Origin of the sequence: Cerasibacillus sp. (assembly GCF_036516575.1) — a bacterium.
GTDB lineage: Bacteria > Bacillota > Bacilli > Bacillales > Amphibacillaceae > Cerasibacillus.
Map to the genome: position 1 here is coordinate 11,833 of NZ_DATBTY010000060.1, position 21,708 is coordinate 33,540.

The 21,708-nt window shown below is 35.9% G+C and carries 24 protein-coding genes; all 24 read left to right on the plus strand.

The annotated features are described in order from the left end of the window. The first annotated feature begins 6 nt into the window (after positions 1–6). The 24 genes from fliO (at position 7) to rseP (ending at position 21,658) form a co-directional block, all read left to right on the plus strand. A complete protein-coding gene (fliO, locus tag VIG73_RS09920; RefSeq protein WP_331641473.1) occupies positions 7–645 on the plus strand; it encodes a flagellar biosynthetic protein FliO in 639 nt (212 codons plus the stop codon). Beyond that, entirely contained in the window at positions 638–1,303 is a 666-nt protein-coding gene (fliP, locus tag VIG73_RS09925) for a flagellar type III secretion system pore protein FliP (RefSeq protein WP_331641475.1), read from the plus strand. The genes fliO and fliP overlap by 8 nt, the downstream gene beginning before the upstream one ends. Before the next feature lie 23 nt (positions 1,304–1,326). Beyond that, positions 1,327–1,596, plus strand: coding sequence for a flagellar biosynthesis protein FliQ (gene fliQ / locus VIG73_RS09930; protein WP_331641477.1), 270 nt, complete (start codon positions 1,327–1,329; stop codon positions 1,594–1,596). A gap of 7 nt (positions 1,597–1,603) precedes the next feature. Further along, a complete protein-coding gene (gene fliR, locus VIG73_RS09935; RefSeq protein WP_331641479.1) occupies positions 1,604–2,383 on the plus strand; it encodes a flagellar biosynthetic protein FliR in 780 nt (259 codons plus the stop codon). Position 2,384: 1 nt separating this feature from the next. Further along, entirely contained in the window at positions 2,385–3,482 is a 1,098-nt protein-coding gene (gene flhB / locus VIG73_RS09940; RefSeq protein ID WP_331641481.1) for a flagellar biosynthesis protein FlhB, read from the plus strand. Further along, complete coding sequence (gene flhA, locus VIG73_RS09945; protein ID WP_331641483.1) at positions 3,479–5,512, plus strand: flagellar biosynthesis protein FlhA; 2,034 nt, start codon at positions 3,479–3,481, stop codon at positions 5,510–5,512. The genes flhB and flhA overlap by 4 nt, the downstream gene beginning before the upstream one ends. Continuing rightward, positions 5,509–6,621 (plus strand): flagellar biosynthesis protein FlhF, encoded by a 1,113-nt coding sequence (gene flhF / locus VIG73_RS09950; protein ID WP_331641485.1) that lies wholly within the window; start codon positions 5,509–5,511, stop codon positions 6,619–6,621. The genes flhA and flhF overlap by 4 nt, the downstream gene beginning before the upstream one ends. Continuing rightward, the gene (locus VIG73_RS09955; protein ID WP_331641487.1) at positions 6,614–7,483 is read left to right on the plus strand and encodes a MinD/ParA family protein; all 870 of its coding nucleotides are present in this window, start codon (positions 6,614–6,616) and stop codon (positions 7,481–7,483) included. Before flhF ends, VIG73_RS09955 begins: the two co-directional genes overlap by 8 nt. Before the next feature lie 5 nt (positions 7,484–7,488). Next, a complete protein-coding gene (gene cheB / locus VIG73_RS09960) occupies positions 7,489–8,547 on the plus strand; it encodes a chemotaxis-specific protein-glutamate methyltransferase CheB (protein WP_331641489.1) in 1,059 nt (352 codons plus the stop codon). A gap of 1 nt (position 8,548) precedes the next feature. Then, complete coding sequence (locus VIG73_RS09965; protein ID WP_331641491.1) at positions 8,549–10,576, plus strand: chemotaxis protein CheA; 2,028 nt, start codon at positions 8,549–8,551, stop codon at positions 10,574–10,576. Between the two features lie 29 nt (positions 10,577–10,605). Continuing rightward, on the plus strand, positions 10,606–11,085 hold the full coding sequence (locus VIG73_RS09970) for a chemotaxis protein CheW (RefSeq protein WP_331641493.1): 480 nt from the start codon (positions 10,606–10,608) through the stop codon (positions 11,083–11,085). A 4-nt stretch (positions 11,086–11,089) separates the two neighbouring features. Then, positions 11,090–11,725, plus strand: coding sequence for a chemotaxis protein CheC (locus VIG73_RS09975; protein WP_331641495.1), 636 nt, complete (start codon positions 11,090–11,092; stop codon positions 11,723–11,725). After that, on the plus strand, positions 11,718–12,215 hold the full coding sequence (locus VIG73_RS09980; RefSeq protein WP_331641497.1) for a chemotaxis protein CheD: 498 nt from the start codon (positions 11,718–11,720) through the stop codon (positions 12,213–12,215). The genes VIG73_RS09975 and VIG73_RS09980 overlap by 8 nt, the downstream gene beginning before the upstream one ends. Before the next feature lie 30 nt (positions 12,216–12,245). Further along, on the plus strand, positions 12,246–13,025 hold the full coding sequence (locus tag VIG73_RS09985) for a FliA/WhiG family RNA polymerase sigma factor (protein ID WP_331641499.1): 780 nt from the start codon (positions 12,246–12,248) through the stop codon (positions 13,023–13,025). Between the two features lie 28 nt (positions 13,026–13,053). Further along, a complete protein-coding gene (locus tag VIG73_RS09990) occupies positions 13,054–14,424 on the plus strand; it encodes a FapA family protein (protein ID WP_331641501.1) in 1,371 nt (456 codons plus the stop codon). Between the two features lie 14 nt (positions 14,425–14,438). Next, positions 14,439–14,747 carry a hypothetical protein gene (locus VIG73_RS09995; protein WP_331641503.1) on the plus strand — a complete coding sequence of 103 codons (309 nt, stop codon included), beginning with the start codon at positions 14,439–14,441 and terminating at the stop codon, positions 14,745–14,747. 10 nt (positions 14,748–14,757) lie between these two features. After that, positions 14,758–15,204, plus strand: coding sequence for a DUF6115 domain-containing protein (locus VIG73_RS10000; protein WP_331641505.1), 447 nt, complete (start codon positions 14,758–14,760; stop codon positions 15,202–15,204). Between the two features lie 182 nt (positions 15,205–15,386). Further along, a complete protein-coding gene (gene rpsB / locus VIG73_RS10005) occupies positions 15,387–16,157 on the plus strand; it encodes a 30S ribosomal protein S2 (protein WP_331641507.1) in 771 nt (256 codons plus the stop codon). A 102-nt stretch (positions 16,158–16,259) separates the two neighbouring features. Next, a complete protein-coding gene (gene tsf, locus VIG73_RS10010) occupies positions 16,260–17,144 on the plus strand; it encodes a translation elongation factor Ts (RefSeq protein WP_331641509.1) in 885 nt (294 codons plus the stop codon). Positions 17,145–17,218: 74 nt separating this feature from the next. Further along, on the plus strand, positions 17,219–17,941 hold the full coding sequence (gene pyrH / locus VIG73_RS10015) for a UMP kinase (protein WP_331641511.1): 723 nt from the start codon (positions 17,219–17,221) through the stop codon (positions 17,939–17,941). Position 17,942: 1 nt separating this feature from the next. Then, positions 17,943–18,500: a ribosome recycling factor gene (frr, locus tag VIG73_RS10020; protein ID WP_331641513.1), complete on the plus strand. Its 558-nt coding sequence runs from the start codon at positions 17,943–17,945 to the stop codon at positions 18,498–18,500. A 228-nt stretch (positions 18,501–18,728) separates the two neighbouring features. Continuing rightward, positions 18,729–19,496: an isoprenyl transferase gene (locus VIG73_RS10025; protein WP_331641515.1), complete on the plus strand. Its 768-nt coding sequence runs from the start codon at positions 18,729–18,731 to the stop codon at positions 19,494–19,496. Positions 19,497–19,514: 18 nt separating this feature from the next. Beyond that, positions 19,515–20,291 carry a phosphatidate cytidylyltransferase gene (locus VIG73_RS10030; protein WP_331641517.1) on the plus strand — a complete coding sequence of 259 codons (777 nt, stop codon included), beginning with the start codon at positions 19,515–19,517 and terminating at the stop codon, positions 20,289–20,291. 101 nt (positions 20,292–20,392) lie between these two features. After that, on the plus strand, positions 20,393–21,658 hold the full coding sequence (rseP, locus tag VIG73_RS10035; protein ID WP_331641519.1) for an RIP metalloprotease RseP: 1,266 nt from the start codon (positions 20,393–20,395) through the stop codon (positions 21,656–21,658). Positions 21,659–21,708 lie beyond the last annotated feature (50 nt).

A 21,708-nucleotide genomic window follows, 5' to 3' on the forward strand; every position in this document is an offset into this window, starting at 1 on the left:
ACACTTATGAAAAAAGTGAGTCATAAAAGATGTACGATCGTCACGATAATCGGAATCATGATATTCATCTTATTTCCGATTATTTCTTATGCAGAAACAAATGTGGAGGATTGGTTAGACCAAGAAAAAACAGATGATTCGACCCAGACAGAAACGCCTGAGCAAGTTGATTCGACGAAGTCGATTTCGGGAACGTCAAGTTTAATAGGTGGGATTATTAAAACAATCGTTCTATTAGGCTTGATACTTGCCCTAATCTATCTATCACTTAAATTTCTAAATAAGAAAAATCGTTTGTTTCAACACTCAAATACATTGGAAAATCTTGGAGGCATACCACTTGGTCAAAATAAATCAATTCAAGTCATTCGTATTGGTGAAAAAATGTATCTCATTGGTGTAGGGGATAATGTCCAATTACTTCAAGAAATTGACGATGTAGCAACTAGAAAAGAATTGCTCGATCGTGCTAGCCAAAAACAGACTTACACACCTGCTAAGCTTTTAGAAAGATTAAAAAAACAGCCTAACACAGAAGAGAACAACAATTTTTCTAAATTGTTTCAAGAAGAATTAACGAAAATGAAACAACGAAGAGAAACGATTAAACAGCAGCATGATCAAGGGAAAGATGTAAATGAATGATATGATAGAACTCTTTTCTAGTTCGAATCCAGAATCAATTGCGACATCAATTAAGCTATTATTATTACTTACGGTATTATCACTTGCACCGGCTATTTTAATTTTGATGACAAGCTTTACGAGAATTATTGTTGTTTTATCATTTGTTCGTACGTCTTTGGCAACGCAACAAATGCCACCGAACCAGGTGTTAATCGGATTGGCGCTATTTATGACTTTTTTCATTATGGCGCCCACTTTTTCAGATGTATATGATGATGCATTAAAACCATTATTTGATGATGAATTAACACTTGATGAAGCATATGACCGGGCAAGTGAACCAATGAAAGAATTCATGGCAAAACATACACGTCAAAAAGATTTAGCATTATTTATGAACTACAGTCAGTTGGAAAAACCGGAGTCCATTCAGGAAATTCCACTTACAGCATTAGTACCAGCGTTTGCTATCAGTGAATTGAAAACGGCTTTTCAGATGGGTTTTATGATTTTTGTTCCCTTTTTAATTATTGATATGGCGGTTGCTAGTGTCTTAATGTCTATGGGGATGATGATGTTACCACCCGTTATGATTTCATTACCGTTTAAGATATTATTGTTTGTTCTTGTTGATGGTTGGTATTTAATTACGCATTCTATCTTATCCGGTTTTTAATTTATATAAAGAAGGTGTATCTGGTGACAACGGAATTTGTTTTAGGACTTGCCGAAAAGGGAATCTGGACAATCATTCAAGTCACGGGGCCGCTTTTAATACTTGCATTATCTGTCGGGTTATTAGTTAGTATCTTGCAGGCAACAACACAAATACAGGAACAAACGTTAGCATTTATACCGAAAATCATCGCTGTTTTAGTAGGAATGGTGTTTTTTGGACCGTGGATGCTATCTAAAATGGTCGAATTTACAGTCGAACTCTATAAAAATATTAACTTATTTGTAGGGTAAAGATATGATGTTAGAGTTATTAAATTTATCATTGTTCCCTGTGTTTTTACTTGTGCTTGTCCGGATTTTGGCATTCTTTATCGTCACGCCATTGTTTTCATATCGAACGGTTCCTACTCTTTTTAAAATAGGAATGAGTTTTTTCTTAGCTCTAGTCTTTACCGCTACGCTTCCACTAACGTCACTTGTTTTTGAGGAGCCTTATATCATTATCTTTTTAAAGGAAATAGTTGTCGGATTAATGCTTGGTTGGCTCAGTTATATGGTTGTTTCCGCTGTTCAAATTGCTGGTGGCTTCATTGATTTTCAAATGGGATTTGCCATTGCGAATGTTGTTGATCCACAAACTGGTGCTCAAAGTCCGATCATTGGCCAATACTTTTATATGATTTCACTATTATTCTTATTATCGGTTGATGGGCATCATTTGTTAATCGATGGTATCTATGGAAGTTTTCAAGTTGTTCCAATTGATAAACTGATCACATTCAATCAAGAATCTATCGTGACATTTATCATCCAAACGTTTAGTCAAATGTTTATTATTGCTTTTCAGATTGCTATACCGATTGTTGGATGCCTTTTTTTAGTGGATTTGGCACTTGGAATTATTGCAAGGACTGTCCCGCAACTGAATGTCTTTGTCGTCGGATTACCATTAAAGATTTTTGTCAGTTTTATCGTGTTGTTCCTTTTCATGGCACTTTATATTTCACTTTCAAAAAAGCTCTTTCAAACAATGTTCGAAACATTACATGGTTTAATGCAGCTAATCGGAGGTGCCTAAGGTGTTACGACTTGATTTACAATTTTTTGCTGGAGAAAAAACCGAAAAAGCAACACCGAAAAAAAGACAAGATGAACGTAAAAAAGGGAAAGTTGCTAAAAGCCAAGATGTCAATACCGGCATTTTATTACTGTTTTCATTTATTATTCTATTCGTATTTGGACCACAGATTGTCGATGGGATGATGTCCTTATATACCCATACATTTACCGAGAACATTCATAGGGACGTGACCGAACAATCCGTCCATGAGATTTTTTCTGAAGCGACGTTCGCAGTCGCCAAATGGCTACTTCCTATTATGGTGATCGCTATTATCGCTGGACTTAGCTCCAACTTATTGCAAATTGGTTTTTTGTTTACGACAGAACCATTAAAATTCGACTTAAAAAAAATCGATCCCGTTCAAGGGGCAAAGCGGATTTTTTCTATCCGTGCTCTTGTTGAACTGCTTAAATCATTATTGAAAATTGTTGTTATCGCCGCTATTACTTTTATGGTTATTTGGATCTATAAAGATGATATGATGATGCTCGCTTTTAAAGATATATATGGAGCGACAGCGTTTTTCGGTAAAACAACGATCATCATGGGTATTTCAGCTTCAATTGGACTACTAATTTTATCTGTATTTGATTATGCCTATCAACGTTATGATTACGAAAAGAACATGCGAATGTCAAAACAAGATATTAAAGATGAACATAAAAATATTGAAGGGGATCCACTGATTCAATCAAAAATAAAGGAAAAGCAACGTCAAATGGCTATGCAACGTATGATGAGTGATGTTCCAAAGGCTGATGTGATTATTACAAACCCGACGCATTTCGCCGTTGCACTTAAGTATGATGAAACAAAAGCACCAGCACCATATGTGGTGGCTAAGGGATCAGATTATCTAGCCTTGAAAATTAAAGAAATTGCAAAAGTACATAATGTGATCACAGTAGAAAACCGGCCATTGGCGCGTTCGCTATACCATCAAACCGATATTGGTGAATGCATTCCAGAACAAATGTTTCAGGCCGTTGCCGAAGTGTTAGCCTATGTTTACCGAGTAGAAAAAAAGCTAGGCAATAAGGAGAGAAATCGATGAAGGCTAAAGATTTATCAGTATTACTAGGTGTTATATTAATTATTATTATGCTTGTTATTCCGCTACCAGGTTGGTTATTAAGTGTCCTCATCTTATGCAATATTTCGTTGGCGCTTATCGTCATCCTTGTTTCGATGAATACACAAGAGCCGTTACAATTTTCCATTTTCCCTTCTCTCTTGTTGCTATTAACATTGTTTCGCTTAGGTTTAAACGTATCGACGACAAGGTCTATTCTATCTAAGGCTGACGCTGGTGGTGTCGTTGATACATTCGGAAGCTTCGTTATTGGAGATAATCCACTTGTTGGTTTTGTTGTTTTTATTATTTTAGTCATTATCCAGTTTTTAGTTATAACAAAAGGGGCCGAACGTGTTTCAGAAGTATCGGCACGATTTACGCTAGATGCGATGCCTGGTAAACAAATGAGTATTGATGCCGATTTAAACGCGGGTCTTATTTCAGAACATGAGGCAAGAGAACGTAGAGAAAAAGTTGAAAATGAAGCAGATTTTCATGGATCGATGGATGGCGCAAGTAAATTTGTTAAAGGCGATGCCATAGCAGGTATTATTATCGTCTTAATTAATATTGTCTTTGGGATTATTATTGGTATGGTCCAAATGGATTTAACTTTTCAAGAATCTATTAATACATTTATGCGATTAACGGTAGGGGATGGCTTAGTAAGTCAAATCCCAGCCTTACTGATTTCGACTGCTACGGGCATTGTCGTGACAAGAATATCTACAGAGGGAAATCTAGGTAGTGATGTAACAGATCAACTTTTACAATACCCTCGACTTTTATTTATTGCAGCTGGAACCATTTTCTTGCTTGGCCTAACGCCAATTAACTTTCTCTTAACAACATCAATTGCAAGTGTCTTAGCGCTGTCAGGTTATTTATTGTTGAAAAAACCTGCAAAGGGTACGGAAGATCCTTTAGAAGAAGAGGATCAATCAGAGTCAGAGGCAATGAAAGCACCAGAAAATGTTGTGGAACTGATTAGCATGGATCCGATTGAATTTGAGTTCGGTTATGCGCTCATCCCATTAGTTGACACGAAGCAAGGGGGCGACTTACTTGATCGTGTCGTGATGATTCGCAGACAATTAGCGATTGAGCTAGGACTTGTCATTCCAGTTGTAAGGATTCGTGACAATATCCAATTAAATCCTAATGAATATAAAATTAAGATTAAGGGTAATGAAGTTGATAGCGGGGAATTGTTATTGAATCATTATTTAGCAATGACACCTGATTTGGAAGACGACAGTATCGATGGAATTGAAACGAAAGAACCGGCATTTGGCTTACCGGCTAAGTGGATTAGTGAGGAATTAAAGGATGAAGCAGAGATGTTAGGCTATACAGTTGTTGATCCGCCATCTGTTGTTTCAACCCATTTAACAGAAATAATTAAAAAACACGCGCATCATTTGCTAGGGCGACAAGAAACAAAACAACTGATTGACCATCTCAATGAATCATATCCAATTTTAGTAGACGAAGTGACTCCTGATCCATTGGCTGTTGGAGATATTCAGAAAGTATTAAGTAAGTTACTTAAGGAAAATATATCGATTCGTAATTTACCCGTTATTTTTGAAACATTGGCAGATTACGGGAAAATGACAAATGACTCTGATTTATTAACAGAGTATGTGAGACAATCTTTGTCATCACAAATTACATCGCAATTTGTTAAAGAAGATCAATCACTAAAAGTAGTAACCCTTTCTGCAAAAGTTGAAACGTTGTTTGCCGAAAGTATCCAACAAACCGAGCATGGAAATTATTTGGCGATGGACACGAGCTATCAAGAACAAATTTTGCATTCTGTTAAAGAACAAGTTGATCAGCTATCTATACAGCAAGAAACACCAATTATTCTTTGCTCACCTCCGATTCGAATGTATGTGAGACAACTCTTGGAACGCTTTCTTCCACAAGTGGTTGTCCTGTCGTATAACGAACTAGAAGCACATGTCGAAGTCCAAAGCATAGGGGTGGTGGATGTTAAATGAAATTGAAAAGATTTGTTGTCAAGAACATGCCTGAAGCGATACAACTCATTCGTAAAGAGCTAGGGCCTGATGCAGTTATACTACAGTCGAAGGAAGTAAAGCAAGGTGGATTTCTAGGGCTATTTAAAAAAAGAAAGCTAGAAGTGATTGCTGGACGGGATCCAAACCCTATCCAACATGGTATAAATAGTCAAAAAGCAACTCAGAAAATACCAATCAAACAGACGCGTTTGGTAGAGAATCATATTTTAGAAGAAATACGACAATTGAAAAATTATGTTCAAGATCAAACCCAAACACAATCTGTTATATTCCCAGACCAATATCAAGCAGTCTATGAATATTTAATCTACCAAGAAATGGACCATAATCATGCCGAACGTATGATAAAAGCAGTGATGGAAAAGCACCAATTTAAACAAAAAGAAATAACAAGACACATCGTCGGGGAAGATACGTTGAATGAAATTGAAAATCAACTCTTCCATTATGTAGGTGAAGGTATTACCTATGATAAAAAGATAGTCCATTTCGTTGGTCCAACAGGTGTTGGTAAGACAACAACGTTAGCTAAAGTAGCTGCGAAGAGCATCCTACAACATAAAAAAAGGGTAGCATTTATTACAACAGATACATATCGAATTGCTGCAGTAGAACAATTAAAAACATATGCCAAAATATTAGATGCTCCACTAGAAGTTGCTTATTCAGTTGAGGATTATAAAAAAGCACTTGAGAAATTTATGATATACGATTTAATTTTAGTCGATACGGCTGGGCGAAACTTTCGTGAAGATAAATATATGAATGAAGTAAAAAATAGGATTAATTTCCATCAAGATATCGATATTTATCTCGTTTTATCTTTGACTGCTAAACCGAATGACTTACGCTATATCGGTGAACAATTTGCCGATATTCCAATCAAGGAATTAATATTTACAAAGTTAGATGAGACGCGCCAATATGGTAGTATGATTTCATTTGCTATAAGACATGAAAAAAAAATCGCCTATATAACGAATGGACAAGCTGTCCCGGATGATATTATGGTCCCAACTTCAAGACAAATGAGCGAGCTCATTATGGAGGATTACTTGAATGCATGATCAAGCTACAAATCTGCGTCAACAATTAGATTCAGTAAAACAACATCCCTTAGCGAAGACAATCGCCTTTGTTAGTGGCAAAGGTGGTGTTGGTAAATCAAATATCGCACTTAATTTCGCTATAGAATTACAGAAAAGACATAAAAGCGTTCTATTAATAGATTTAGATATTGGGATGGGTAATATAGAAGTTATGTTAGGGTTACAAGCTCAGTATTCAATCGTTGATCTATTAGAGTCGCATTATCGGCTTCAAGATATTATACAGAACGGACCGAACGGGTTATCATTTATTGCTGGTGGTTCAGGTCTTCTAGACATTTTTTCTATGAATGAACAAGACTTCTCTTTCTTTTATGAAGAATATAGTCAAGCGGTCAGACAGTTCGATTATATTTTATTTGATATGGGTGCAGGTATTAATGAATGGAGTGTGTCTTTTATTCTAGCTGCTGATGAATGTGTTGTTGTCACAACACCTGAGCCGACTGCGATAACAGATGCTTACAGCATGATTAAACATTTACTCCAACGTAATGAGAAGTTACCAATGTCGATCATCATGAATCGAGTGTCTGAAGTGAGGAAAGGTGAAAAAACTGCCCAACAATTTCAACACATCGTTGAGAAGTTTTTGAACTATAACATTGTGATAAGGGGTGTCATTCCATATGATACACAAGTTACAAAAGCCGTTATTAAACAAACACCATATCTTCTATTAAATGAACGATCTCGAGCATCTCAAGCAATTAAACGCCTTGTCGACCTTTATACATCAACAAGTGACTCGGTAGAACAAACGGCAAATAATCCGTTATCGTTTATTGATAAACTTAAAACGTTTCTAAGAAAGAGGTAACCTGTATGTCGTCCATTAAAATCGTCGTTATTATTCATTCTCCAGAAGTTTTACAAATGGTTTTAAAATCTCTTTCGGAACGACAAGTTGAAGTCGTCGCAGTCGCTACAAATGGTGTTGAAGGATTTAATAAAGTGATTAAATATTCACCTGATATTGTTTTACTCGATTTAGAAATACCGGCTATGGATGGTGCACGCGTATTGAAAAATATGTTAGCTAAAAAATCCTTACCCGTTATTGTATTTGGTAGTGATACACCAAACGGCCGCTCAGCTATTAAACAGGCTTTAAAGACAGGTGCTATGGACTTTATCAAAAAACCTCGGGGAGAACTCGATGATGCAACATTTGATTGCTTGCAAACGGAATTAATCAATAAGATTACGACAAGTACAGAGCTACTACCAACAGAGGAACAAATCGCTAAAATCTCAGATCTTTCGCCTATCATGACGATGGAGAAAAATCGCTATCAATCACTTATTGTGATTGGTACATCGACTGGGGGACCGCGAGCACTACAAACCGTTTTAACGAATTTACCAGACGATTTTAATACACCGATATTAATTGTCCAGCATATGCCCCCAGGTTTTACTAAATCCTTAGCAGAACGTCTTAATCACCTATCTCCTGTTCATGTAAAAGAAGCGGAAGATGGTGAGAGGATTAAAGAAAAAACGGCATATATTGCCCCCGGTGGAAAACATATGACAATTAAACAAATCGCTACAAAACAAGTCATACAGCTAAGTATTGAACCAAATGATCATATTCATCGTCCATCAGTCGATGTCCTATTTCGTTCCTTAGCACATATTGACCAAGTAAATAAAATTGCTGTCATTTTAACTGGAATGGGTAAGGACGGAAAGGAAGGAATTATTCAGTTGAAAAAACACGATTCCCAATCAATAATTATTAGTCAATCGAAGGATAGTTCAATTGTGTATGGAATGCCAAAAGCAGCCGTTGAAACAAATCTTGTTGATTATACAATACCACTTGGTCAAGTTAGTCATACGCTCGTTCAGTTAGTAAAAAAACTTGGAGGGAATTAAGATGGATACAACCCAATACTTAAGTATATTTATTGATGAAAGTACGGAGCATCTTAATACGATGTCTGATTATATGTTAGAGTTAGAGAAAAACCCATCGGACAAATCCATCATTGAAGAAATCTTCCGAGCTGCTCATACTTTAAAAGGGATGTCAGCCACAATGGGATATAACGATATGGCGGACTTAACTCATAAACTTGAAAATGTTTTTGACGCCATTCGCTATGATAAACTAAATGTTCAAGTTGACATGATGGACGTATTATTTGAGGTGCATGAACAATTATTAGCAATGGTTGAAGATATTGCAAATGGTGGTACTGGTGAACAAGATATTTCTGATTTAGTAACTAAATTAGAACAACTGGAAAAAGGAGAACAACCTGGTCCTATCTCAGAATCACCTACTAAGGAAGATATTCATCAGGAAACCTCGTATGAACAAGCAATAACTGATTTAGATGAATTCGAATTATCAATTCTCAATGAATCTTCTGAGCGCGGATTTAGTAATTACGAAATTACTGTTCAACTAAGTGAAGACTGTTTACTAAAAGCAGCGAGAACATTTATGGTTTTTGAAGTACTTGAGAAACATGGTGAAGTCATTAAGGCAGACCCACCTGTGAATGATTTAGAAGAAGAGAATTTTGATTTTCGGTTTAAAGTGTTATTTATAACTAAACATCCAGAGGACGAATTGAAAAAGAAATTAAAGAAAATTTCCGAAGTAAACGACGTCATCATAAGTTCATTTTCTATTAATGCGTATAAAAAAGAAAAAGAAAAACAACTAGAAACGAATCAAAAGGACATCAAGAAAAAGAAAAAAGCAAAAGAAAAATCGCCATCTTCTCCTGCAGGACGTCAGGTTTCGAAAACGATTCGTGTTAATATTGAACGGCTCGATATTCTCATGAATTTATTTGAAGAGCTTGTTATTGACCGAGGGCGCTTAGAGCAGATTGCTAGTGAGTTAAATCATCAAGAGTTACAAGAAACCGTAGAGCGTATGACAAGAGTGTCAGGTGATTTGCAAAATATTATTTTAACGATGCGAATGGTTCCTGTTGAACAAGTATTTAGTCGTTTTCCAAGAATGATTCGCAAATTAAGTCGCGAAATGAATAAAGATATTGCTATTAAAATTATTGGAGCAGAAACAGAGCTAGATCGAACTGTTATCGATGAGATAGGTGATCCACTTGTCCATCTATTACGGAATGCCGTTGACCACGGAATAGAAAAGCCAGAAGAACGCAGAAGAAAAGGTAAACCCGAACAAGGAACAATTGAGTTAAAGGCATACCATAGTGGAAACCATGTTTTTATTGAAATTACAGATGATGGCGCGGGTATTAATAGAGAAAAAGTGCTAAAGAAAGCAATAGAAAATGGCGTTATCCATGAAAGTCAAGCTGATACGCTGAAAGATCAAGAAGTATATGAATTAATTTTAGCGAGTGGCTTTTCAACGGCTGAAGTTGTATCGGATGTTTCTGGGCGTGGTGTCGGCTTAGATGTTGTACGTACAAAAATAGAATCTTTAGGTGGTCGTGTCTCGATTGACTCTGAATATGATAAGGGTTCTGTATTCTCGATTCAACTCCCATTAACCTTATCAATCATGTCAGTACTCTTAGTAGAAATTGAAAAAGAAAAGTATGCAATTCCATTATCGTCCATTATTGAAACAGCGATTATTGAGAAAAAGCAAATTTTATCTGCTCATCATAAGAAAGTTATCGATTTTCGTGGAAATGTTGTCCCACTGGTGTTTTTAAAAGACATTTTTGATGTACCACAACAATCTAATCATGAAGAAGATGAGTACGAATCCATTGTTATTGTTAAAAAAGGTGAAAAAATGGCTGCTCTTGTTGTTGATTCATTTATTGGGCAGCAAGAGGTCGTATTAAAATCACTAGGCAAATATTTACAAGATGTCTTTGCTATTTCAGGGGCAACCATATTAGGTGATGGTCAAGTAGCACTCATAATTGATACAAATGCTCTTGTAAAATAAATAAATAATGATGAAGGGAGATTGTCTTGATGGAACATACAGAATCTGAGGATAAAAAAGTTATCGTTTTTCAGTTAGGTGAAGAAGAATATGTGATTCCGGTACGCCACGTCGGTGGAATTGAACGATTACATTCAATTACTAGAGTTCCAGGAACTGCTAACTATATTAAAGGTGTTATTAATCTACGTGGAGTTGTTACACCGATTATTGATCTAAGGACGCGCTTCGGTATGGAATCTAAACCGTATAATGAAGCTACTAGAATCATTATCGTCCATGTGAATGAGATAGAAGTTGGCTTTATTGTTGATGGCGCAAATGATGTGATTGATTTACCAGATGAAGCGATCGAACCTTCACCAGACGTTATTGGAACAGAAGTATATGATTATATTCGTGGTGTTGCCAATATGAACGAACGATTACTCATCTTATTAGACCTTGAACAAGTATTAACACAACAAGATGTCGAACAGGCCCAACAATTATCTCAGATGGAAGGTTAGAAAAATGGATATGTTCTTAACTTCGATTCAAAAGGACGTGCTACGTGAAATCGGTAATATTGGTGCAGGTAATGCTGCCACGTCTTTATCACAACTATTGCAGAAGAAAATAGATATGGAAGTGCCGTCAATACGGATTGTTGCTCTTAATGAACTGATTGAACAAATTGGTGGACCTGAGCAAATCATTGCAGCTACCGTCTTTCGTGTTGAAGGAGACGCACCAGGAACGGTCTATTTTATCATGTCAATAACAGAAGCGGAAAATCTCGTCCATGAATTATTACATGATAATATATCGATTTTTGACTCTGAAACAATGAAGCAAAACGAGATGGCAACCTCGGTCCTAAAGGAAATCGGAAATATATTAACTGGCGCGTATCTTTCTGCGTTATCTGATTTTACAAGGCTTGATATGCGTCCATCAATTCCTTATCTAGGCATTGATATGGCAGGTGCGGTTATTGTTGATGGTTTATTAGAATTATCCGAAGTTGTTGATTATGCATTGATTATTGACACGAAGATAAGTAGTAATGACCCGACAAATGGAATAAATGGACAATTTTTCTATATTCCGGATGCTGATTCCTTTAATAAGTTATTTTCTTCATTGGGGATTAATGGGCATGAATAAACATGATCAAATCATTAAAGTCGGAATAGCTGATTTAAATATCGCCAAAGCTCCAGACAAAATTCGCACCTCTGGATTAGGCTCATGTGTAGGTGTCATTATTTACGATGAAAAGATGAAACTAGGTGGACTTGCCCATATCATGCTACCAGACTCACAACAAGCGAAATTAACGAATAAAAACAATTACAAATATGCCGATACAGCCATTCAAATATTAGTTAAGAAAATGCTTCGACATGGAGCTAGACAGTTTGCATTACAAGCTAAACTTGCTGGTGGGGCCCAAATGTTTAAGTTTGCTAATGGCAATGACATGATGCGAATTGGACCACGGAATATTGCAGCCGTTAAAAAAATACTAGCCCAGTACCGCATACCGATTATTGCTGCAGATGTTGGTGGTAGTAGTGGTAGAACAATCGAATTTGATCCAGCAACGAATCGATTAAAAATACGAACGGTTAATAAAGGTGAAACTTTTATATGAGTTCTATTAATAGAGAGGAGTATCATTATCGTGTCATTAAATCTATCTTCTCTAGAGGAAAAACTATGGGACAATTGGACAACAGATAAAGGAAGTGATGCGGCAAATCAATTAATAGATAATTATATGTATCTCGTGCATTTTCATGTTGAAAGAATTGCGACACATCTACCACCAAATGTTATAAAGGATGACTTAATCAGCTTTGGGATGGTAGGGTTGTATGATGCTATCAAAAAATTTGAACGTAAACGTGGATTAAAATTCGATACATATGCTTCATTCCGGGTTAGAGGCGCCATTATTGACGGGTTGCGAAAAGAAGACTGGGTACCCCGATCCATGCGAGAAAAAATGAAAAAAGTTGAAGAAGCTTCACGTCTACTTGAACAGAAATTTCAAAGACAACCAACAGCTAAAGAAATAGCTAAAGAGGTCAATATGACGATTAATGAAGTTGAAACTGTCATGCGAGATACGCTCTTTTCTAATATTATGTCTATTGATGAACAGCTGAATGAGCATTATTCGGATCAAAAAGAAGGGATTGGAAATGCCATACCTGACCCTATGGTTGTCCAACCTGAAGAACAACTCATACAGCATGAGTTACTCGATGAACTCGAAGATGCTTTAAAAACATTAAATAAAAATGAGCAATTAATTATTAATCTATTTTACCATGAAGAATTGACTTTTACTGAAATAGGTAAAATACTAGAATTAACGACATCACGAATTTCTCAAATTCATAAAAAGGCTATTTTCAAATTAAATAAAACCCTCTTAAAATTAATTGAACACGGATAACAAAATGATAATAAAGGAGATAAAGGCTATGGAGGACATGGGATCTTATTTCTTTATTGAATATACACGTGACCGAATGCAAGCAGAACTCCATTGTAAACAAGACCTAACAAAACTCCCAGAAACAATAAAAGAAGAGGATTTATTGCGGTTTCTAAACAAGAATCAAATTAAACATGGTATTATTCGAAAACACACGAAACAATTTGAGGTAGATTTATCGACAATTACCTTTCCTATATTGATCGCAAAGGGAACGGACCCAAAACATGGAACAGATGGGACAATTACTTATACAGTTCAAACAACAGAGCAAGTAAAAGAACATGATGTTTGGAATTTTCGTGAAGTCATGCAGATTCCAATGGTTAACAAAGGTGACAAACTGGCTGTCATAGCATTACCTAAACAAGGTGAACAAGGAATAGATATATTCGGCAATCCAATCCCTGCCAAAAAAGGCAAACCTGTTTTATGCCGCGCCGGTAAAAACGTTATTTTTAATGAAGATGAATTAACTTTTTATGCAAGCGCTTCAGGACAAGTAAGTGTAGCTAATCACACCATTCACGTTCATGATGTTTATGAAGTGCATGAATCATTGTCAATGAAAATAGGTAATCTTAATTTTAATGGTTCAGTTATCATTCATGGTGATGTCCCATCGGGCTATTCAGTCAAGGCGGATGGCGATATTAAAATTTACGGAATGGTAGAAGCGGCAGAAGTTGTTAGCGGGGGATCTGTTTATATATCAGAAGGAATGGCTGGTTTGAAAACTGGAAAAATAGATGCAGCTGTCGATGTTCATATTGGATATGTTAATCAAGGCAACATTAGATGTGGGCGCAATTTATTCGTTGAAAATTCTATTTTGCATAGTGATTGTAAGGCAAAAAATACAATTTATTGCCAACGTGGGAATATCATTGGTGGGCAAGTAAATGCGGAAGAGAAAATTGAAGTAAATGACCTGGGAAACCGAATGAATACACAGACTGAAATATATTTAGGAAATCAAAATACGTCGGATCAGAGTTTAAAGACTTTATTGTCAGAGCGAAAGCAAGCCGAAGCAACTGTAAAGCAATTAGAAATGATTGGTCAGAAAATTATTCGCTCGAAAGACCAGATGAATCCCGAGCAATTAAAATTGATGTTAAGTAGGCAACAACATTCGCTTAAAAAGACAAAACAACAGATTGATGATATCAATCAGCAAATTGTAGAACAAGCACAACTAGTGGATGAAACAATTGATAGAGAAATCATTGTAAGAAATAATCTCTATGCTAATACAATTCTAATCTATGGAAAGTATAGACATACTGTTGATAAAGATCAACAACATATGAAAATCACTTGGAATAATAATGAGTTTAATTTTCAACCTTTATAAAGGACGTGATTGAAATGGGCTTAAAAGCAATTGAAATGCAAGTCGCTTTACCACGAACTCAAAATGCAGGTAAATCAGCAGATCATATGCAGAAGCAACATCAACAATTTCAAGACACGTTAGCGCAAAGTCAGCTTGAAAAAGAAAAGGTAAAACGTAAACAAGTTCAAACATATAGTGAAGTTCGTGATCCCGTCATAAAAGATGAAAACAAACAGAATCAAAAAGAACAGCTATTACCAACAAAACAACAGAATAAACGACGTAAACAATCCCATGCCCAGCACCCCTATTTGGGAAACAGGATTGATTTAACGAAGTAAGGAGAAGGCAATGACTTTTTTTCTGTTAACAATTAGCTTTTTGTTACATGCGATTTCAATCTATTTAATCTATCATTTATATGTATTAAATAAACAAAATGAACACGAAAATCATACGGAAATCATACGTATCTTTGACACATATCTCAAGGAAATAAAAGAAGAAAACAAACGACTATTATCATATAATAATAATGAAGACCGCATCCTTGAAAACGAACCAGTTACCAATTCAAAGCCGAAGCATAAAGAACATCACCTGTTATATGATGAAACGGACTCAAACCATATTACTGATTTCTTAAAAGAAAAACCAAATGATTCAATTGAAACATCCATACATGCTAAAGTGTTACAGCTCTATCAGAAAGGTTTGAGTGTTGAGGAAATTGCTAAACAATTAGATTGTGGTAAGACAGAAGCTGAATTAATAATAAAATTTTACGGATCAAGATAATATAATGCTTGCTTGACTGAAGTTGTTATGGTATAGTAATTTTTGGTGTAACATGATGTCTATTATAAAGCATAGACATAGATAAATACACACGTTTATGGATTTGTTGCTAGGTGCCAGGTAACTGGTCGGTCTACAAACATGAAGTAAACGGAGGAATAAAACCAATTAGGAGGATTATTATGTCAATCATTTCAATGAAACAGCTTTTAGAAGCTGGTGTTCATTTCGGACACCAAACACGCCGTTGGAATCCGAAAATGAAGAAGTATATCTTTACTGAGCGTAATGGAATTTACATCATTGACTTACAAAAAACAGTCAAAAAAGTAGAACAGGCGTACAACTTTGTTAAAGATATTGCTGCTAATGGAGGTACCGTATTATTTGTTGGTACTAAAAAACAAGCGCAAAACACGGTTAAAGAAGAAGCAACACGTTCTGGTATGTACTATGTCAACCAACGTTGGTTAGGCGGTACATTAACAAACTTTAAAACAATCCGTAAAAGCATTAATCGCTTAAAATCAATTGAGCGTATGGAAGAAGACGGCACATTCGACGTTCTACCTAAGAAAGAAGTCGTCGACCTATTAAAAGAAAAAGCACGTCTCGTGAAATTCCTTGGTGGAATTAAAGAGATGAAAAAGCTTCCAGATGCTATTTTTGTCATTGATACACGTAAAGAACGCATCGCAATTGCTGAAGCACGTAAATTAAATATCCCGATTATCGGAATTGTTGATACAAACTGTGATCCGGATGAAGTAGATTATGTTATTCCAGCAAACGATGATGCGATTCGTGCAGTGAAACTGTTAACATCGAAAATGGCGGATGCCATCCTTGAAGTTAAACAAGGTGAAGAATTAGATGAAGTTGAAGCCGAAAAAGCAAAGACTGATGAAAAAGAAACAAACAAAGAAGAAACAGTAGAAACAACACAAGAGTAATGATGAAAGGTGATAAGGGGGAATACCTTTTATCACCTTTTTTAAAGACATGATTCATTTTTTGAAAATGGAACAGGATAATAATAAGGGAGGATTTAACAAATGGCAATAACAGCTAAAATGGTAAAAGAATTACGTGAAAAAACAGGTGCAGGAATGATGGATTGTAAAAAAGCACTTGTTGAAACAGATGGTAATATCGATGCTGCTGTTGACTACCTACGTGAGAAAGGTATTGCAAAAGCAGCTAAAAAGGCAGATCGTATTGCTGCTGAAGGAGCTACATATGTAGAAGTTGACAACAATACTGCGGCTCTATTAGAAGTAAACTGTGAGACTGACTTCGTAACGAAAAACGACCAATTCCAAAAGTTACTAACAGAACTTGGTAAGCATATCGTTTCACAAAAGCCAGCAACTGTAGAAGAAGCATTACAACAAAAACTTCACGGTGATGGTGACACGGTTGAAACTTACATCAACTCAATGATTGCAACAATAGGTGAGAAAATCTCTCTTCGCCGTTTTGAAATCATTAATAAAACAGATAATGATGTGTTTGGTTCATACCTTCATATGGGTGGCAGAATTGGTGTATTAACTCTTATTGAGGGAACAACTGAAGAAGAAGTTGCAAAAGATATCGCTATGCACGTAGCCGCTTCAAATCCACGTTATGTTTCTCGAGACGATGTTCCAGAAGAAGAAGTAAACCATGAACGTGAAATATTAAAAACACAAGCATTAAACGAAGGAAAACCAGAGCATATTGTTGAAAAAATGGTTGAAGGTCGTCTAGGTAAATTCTTTGAAGAAATTTGTGTACTTGACCAACCATTTGTTAAAGATCCAGATGTTAAAGTTAAAAAACATGTCGCTAACCACGGTGGAACAATGAAAACATTCGTTCGTTATGAAGTAGGCGAAGGAATGGAAAAACGTGAAGAAAACTTTGCCGAAGAGGTTATGAGTCAAATTAAAAAATAAGTCATAGGGAACACAATGTTCCCTATTCTTGTATAACATCTAATCTTTTTAAAAAACTTGCTATGGAGGTTATTATGACAACAGCTTATTACCGCAGAATTGTATTGAAATTAAGTGGAGAAGCCCTAAGTGGTGAACAAGGTTTTGGAATCGAACCAAAAGTAATCCAATCCATCGCAAACCAAGTGAAAGAAGTGGCAGATTTAGGTGTTGAGATTGCTGTCGTTGTCGGTGGTGGAAATATTTGGCGTGGAAAAGTTGGTAGTGAGATGGGAATGGATCGAGCTACTGCGGATTATATGGGCATGCTTGCTACCGTAATGAATTCATTAGCTTTACAAGATGCATTAGAGAAAATCGGTATTCCAACACGTGTTCAGACATCAATTGAAATGCGTCAAGTAGCTGAACCGTATATAAGAAGAAAAGCTATTCGTCATCTTGAAAAGAAGCGTGTTGTCATATTTGCTGCCGGTACTGGAAACCCATATTTTTCAACAGATACAACAGCTGCATTACGGGCAGCAGAAATCGAAGCAGAAGTTATTTTAATGGCTAAAAACAATGTTGACGGTGTCTATACAGATGATCCGAAAATCAATAAAAACGCACAGAAATATGACAATCTCTCATACTTAGATATGTTGAATGAAGGATTAGGTGTGATGGATTCAACAGCGTCAACCCTCTGTATGGATAATGATATACCTTTAATTGTTTTTTCGATTACAGAAGAAGGAAATATTAAACGTGTTGTTCAAGGGGAAACCATTGGAACAACGATAAGGGGGAATTAAGATGAGTTCGGAAATTTTTAAAGCAATGCGTGAAAAAATGGAACAAGCGATTCAAGCATTTTCTAGGAATATTGCCACTGTACGTACCGGTAGAGCAAATCCTAATATTCTCGATAATGTCTATGTTGATTATTATGGTGCAGCCACACCACTTAATCAACTAGCGACGATTTCAACACCAGAAGCAAGACTTCTATCTATTACACCATATGATAAATCCGTTATTAGCGACATTGAAAAAGCGATTCAAAAAGCTGATCTTGGCTTATCACCATCTAGTGATGGTCATATTATTCGTATTAATATTCCTGCATTAACAGAAGAACGCAGAAAAGACTTGGTTAAAATTGTTGGGAAGTACGCAGAAGAAGGTCGCATTCAAGTACGTAATTTCCGCCGTGAAGCAAATGATGAGTTGAAAAAGTTAGAGAAAAATGGCGATATTACAGAAGACGAGTTACGAACATTCCAAGATGATGTTCAAAAAGAAACAGACGAATACATCGCAAAAATTGATGAACTGACGAAAGAAAAAGAAGCAGATATTATGGAGGTTTAACCCATAAATATCCTGTTTTAAATAGAGCCCTCTTTGTATAAGGGGGCTTTTGTGTTATTATTGGCTAGCGGGCATCAAAATTAAAGAATTGCACCATTAATTGCTAATTTATAATACAAACTTAATTGGTAATGTATTATAATAAGATGTATATAACTTTTCATTTATTCATATCAAATATATAAGATGTATTCCGCATGTAATTCAATAATAATCGGAGGACAAATTATGTCATTTAGACTTCCTTTTTTAAGAAAAAGAGAAAAAGAATTTCAAGAATCAGGTAAACTAAAAAATATCCCTTCTCATGTTGCCATCATCATGGATGGAAATGGCAGGTGGGCCAAAAGACGTGGATTTCCTAGAGTAGCTGGTCATAAAGAAGGTATGGAGGCGACCCAGCGTGCTGTACGTGCAGCAACAAAATACCATGTTGATACATTAACTTTATTCGCATTTTCAACTGAAAACTGGAAACGCCCAACTTCCGAAGTAGACTTCTTAATGCGTCTCCCCAAAGAATATTTACATATATATTTACCAGAGTTAATGGAAAAAAATGTACGTATTGATACAATTGGTGATTTAGCTCATTTACCAAAACATACACGAGAAGCAGTGAAAAATGCTAAAGAGCAATCGAAAGATAATGATGGTATGTTACTAAATTTCGCGATTAATTACGGATCACGGTTAGAAATCGTACGTGCGGTTAAACAATTAATCAAAGACTATAAAGACAATCAAATAGCGATTAAAATAGACGATTTAGATGAAGAGACTTTTTCTAAATACTTATATACTAACGGATTGAGTGATCCCGATTTACTTATACGTACAAGTGGAGAACAACGTTTAAGTAACTTTTTATTATGGCAGTGTGCATATTCTGAGTTTTATTTTACAGATGTCCTATGGCCTGATTTTACAGAAGAAGTTTTTTACGAAGCATTACTTGATTATCAAAAACGGAAAAGGCGCTACGGAGGAATTTAATAAGGTGTGTCATAAATTATGAAACAACGGATAATTACAGCGTTTATTGCATTACTCATATTTGTTCCAATATTAATATATGGGAAACTCCCTTTTATTATTTTGACCTATTTAATGGCATCTATTGGCTTATTTGAGCTACTACGAATGCGTAACATATCGATAAGTTCATTTCCAGCTATCATAACACTCATTTTCCTGTGGTTTTTACTGTTACCGAACACGGTCGAATTAAGCCTCGGAAAAACAGAAATAGTCATTTTTTATGTCATTATTATGTTGTTCTATACGGTTCTTTCAAAGAATCGTTTTAGCTTTGACGAAGTAGGATTTACATTAATAGCGATGCTCTATTTGACGATGGGCTTTTTGTTTTTTATGGAGACCCGTTTAGAAAGTTTAGCTTATGTGTTCTATTTATTAGTCATCGTCTGGTCAACAGATACGGGAGCTTATTTTACTGGTCGTGCTTTAGGTAAACATAAATTATGGCCGGATATTAGCCCAAATAAGACTATAGAGGGCGCCATTGGCGGTATTGTTTTTGCTTGTGTATTTGGTTTGGTTTTCCAACTCATCTACCCACTTCCATTACCTAAACATGTTATGTTAACAGCCACAATCTTTCTATCGATGGCTGGTCAAATTGGTGATCTAGTTGCTTCAGCTTATAAAAGGCATTATGATGTAAAAGATTCTGGAAAGTTACTTCCGGGACATGGTGGCATACTAGACCGAATGGACAGTTTATTATTTGTGTTTCCTATATTTCATATTATTTACGTTTTGCTGTAAACTAGAAAGAGACGCCTGTTCAACAAAGTATGTTTCGATAATAAAGTAGATATTGATATAATAAGGCGTAATAAATGATTGCGAAAAGGTAGGTGCCTGCATTGAAAACAATTTTGGCTTTTATTTTCATGTTTGGTTTACTCGTTTTTATCCATGAATTTGGCCATATGATTTTTGCTAAGCGTGCAGGAATGCTTGTACGTGAATTTGCTATTGGATTTGGGCCAAAAATTTTCTCGTTCAAAAAAAATGAAACAGTTTATACGATCCGTCTCCTACCAATGGGTGGATACGTAAGAGTGGCAGGAGAAGATCCGGAAATTATCGAATTAAAGCCAGGCCATCATATCGGTTTGGAGTTTAATGATGGTGGCAAAGTAAATAAAATTATCGTCAATAATAAAGCAAAACACCCAAATGCTCGGGTGATCGAAGTAGAACATGTTGATTTAGATCATCAGCTAGTCATTGAGGGCTATGAAGTAGATGATCATGAAGAGAAACATGTCTTTTCCGTAGATGAGAAAGCATTTTTTATCATGGATGAAAATGAAACACAAATTGCACCATATGATCGGCAGTTTGCATCAAAAACGCTTGGACAACGTGCAATGCAATTATTCGCAGGCCCGATGATGAACTTCCTTTTAGCGATTGTTATTTTCTTTATTTTAGGTTTTACAGAAGGTGTTCCGGTAGAACAAGCTAAGATTGACCAAATACAGCCAGGAAGTCCTGCTGAACAAGCTGGATTTGAAAACGGTGATGAAATTATTAAAATCAACGGGACAATAATTGAAAGCTTTACCGATTTTCAATCATTTGTGCGTGAAAACCCAGGTACCGAATTAGATATGACTGTTCAACGAGAAGGTGATCAAGTCGAATTATCTGTCGTACCTAATGCGGTTTATATAGAAGAGATAGATGAAGAATTTGGTCAGATTGGCGTATACCAAGCCTTTCATAAATCTGCTATTGGTACAGTAAAATATGGGTTTACAAAAACATATGAAATTACAACATTAATCCTGACCAATTTAGGGAAGTTAATCACTGGGCAATACTCCATTGATATGTTGTCAGGACCTGTTGGGATATATGATGCAACTGACCAAGTGGTCAAATCTGGTATATCGAACTTCTTTATGTGGACGGCTATTTTAAGCATTAATTTAGGGATTATTAATCTCGTTCCATTACCAGCTTTAGATGGAGGAAGACTGCTATTTATTGCGATTGAAGCTGTTAGAGGAAAACCAATTGATCCCCAAAAGGAAGGCCTTGTTCACTTTATAGGATTTGCTATGCTCATGTTACTCATGATTATCGTAACATGGAATGATATTCAAAGATTATTTCTTTAATATTAATGTGTTTAGGACGCCCTTGTCTTTTGTTTGACAAGGGTTCACCT

Bases quoted from the DNA above. Each gene is read 5' to 3' on its own strand.
- tsf (WP_331641509.1), top strand. From the start codon at position 16,260: ATGGCAATAACAGCTAAAATGGTAAAAGAATTACGTGAAAAAACAGGT.
- cheB (WP_331641489.1), top strand. From the start codon at position 7,489: ATGTCGTCCATTAAAATCGTCGTTATTATTCATTCTCCAGAAGTTTTA.
- VIG73_RS10000 (WP_331641505.1), top strand. From the start codon at position 14,758: ATGACTTTTTTTCTGTTAACAATTAGCTTTTTGTTACATGCGATTTCA.
- VIG73_RS09955 (WP_331641487.1), top strand. From the start codon at position 6,614: ATGCATGATCAAGCTACAAATCTGCGTCAACAATTAGATTCAGTAAAA.
- VIG73_RS09995 (WP_331641503.1), top strand. From the start codon at position 14,439: ATGGGCTTAAAAGCAATTGAAATGCAAGTCGCTTTACCACGAACTCAA.
- VIG73_RS09980 (WP_331641497.1), top strand. From the start codon at position 11,718: ATGAATAAACATGATCAAATCATTAAAGTCGGAATAGCTGATTTAAAT.
- flhA (WP_331641483.1), top strand. From the start codon at position 3,479: ATGAAGGCTAAAGATTTATCAGTATTACTAGGTGTTATATTAATTATT.
- rpsB (WP_331641507.1), top strand. From the start codon at position 15,387: ATGTCAATCATTTCAATGAAACAGCTTTTAGAAGCTGGTGTTCATTTC.
- VIG73_RS09990 (WP_331641501.1), top strand. From the start codon at position 13,054: ATGGAGGACATGGGATCTTATTTCTTTATTGAATATACACGTGACCGA.
- VIG73_RS09970 (WP_331641493.1), top strand. From the start codon at position 10,606: ATGGAACATACAGAATCTGAGGATAAAAAAGTTATCGTTTTTCAGTTA.
- fliR (WP_331641479.1), top strand. From the start codon at position 1,604: ATGTTAGAGTTATTAAATTTATCATTGTTCCCTGTGTTTTTACTTGTG.
- flhF (WP_331641485.1), top strand. From the start codon at position 5,509: ATGAAATTGAAAAGATTTGTTGTCAAGAACATGCCTGAAGCGATACAA.
- fliP (WP_331641475.1), top strand. From the start codon at position 638: ATGAATGATATGATAGAACTCTTTTCTAGTTCGAATCCAGAATCAATT.
- VIG73_RS10025 (WP_331641515.1), top strand. From the start codon at position 18,729: ATGTCATTTAGACTTCCTTTTTTAAGAAAAAGAGAAAAAGAATTTCAA.
- VIG73_RS09975 (WP_331641495.1), top strand. From the start codon at position 11,090: ATGGATATGTTCTTAACTTCGATTCAAAAGGACGTGCTACGTGAAATC.
- fliO (WP_331641473.1), top strand. From the start codon at position 7: ATGAAAAAAGTGAGTCATAAAAGATGTACGATCGTCACGATAATCGGA.
- pyrH (WP_331641511.1), top strand. From the start codon at position 17,219: ATGACAACAGCTTATTACCGCAGAATTGTATTGAAATTAAGTGGAGAA.
- VIG73_RS10030 (WP_331641517.1), top strand. From the start codon at position 19,515: ATGAAACAACGGATAATTACAGCGTTTATTGCATTACTCATATTTGTT.
- VIG73_RS09965 (WP_331641491.1), top strand. From the start codon at position 8,549: ATGGATACAACCCAATACTTAAGTATATTTATTGATGAAAGTACGGAG.
- frr (WP_331641513.1), top strand. From the start codon at position 17,943: ATGAGTTCGGAAATTTTTAAAGCAATGCGTGAAAAAATGGAACAAGCG.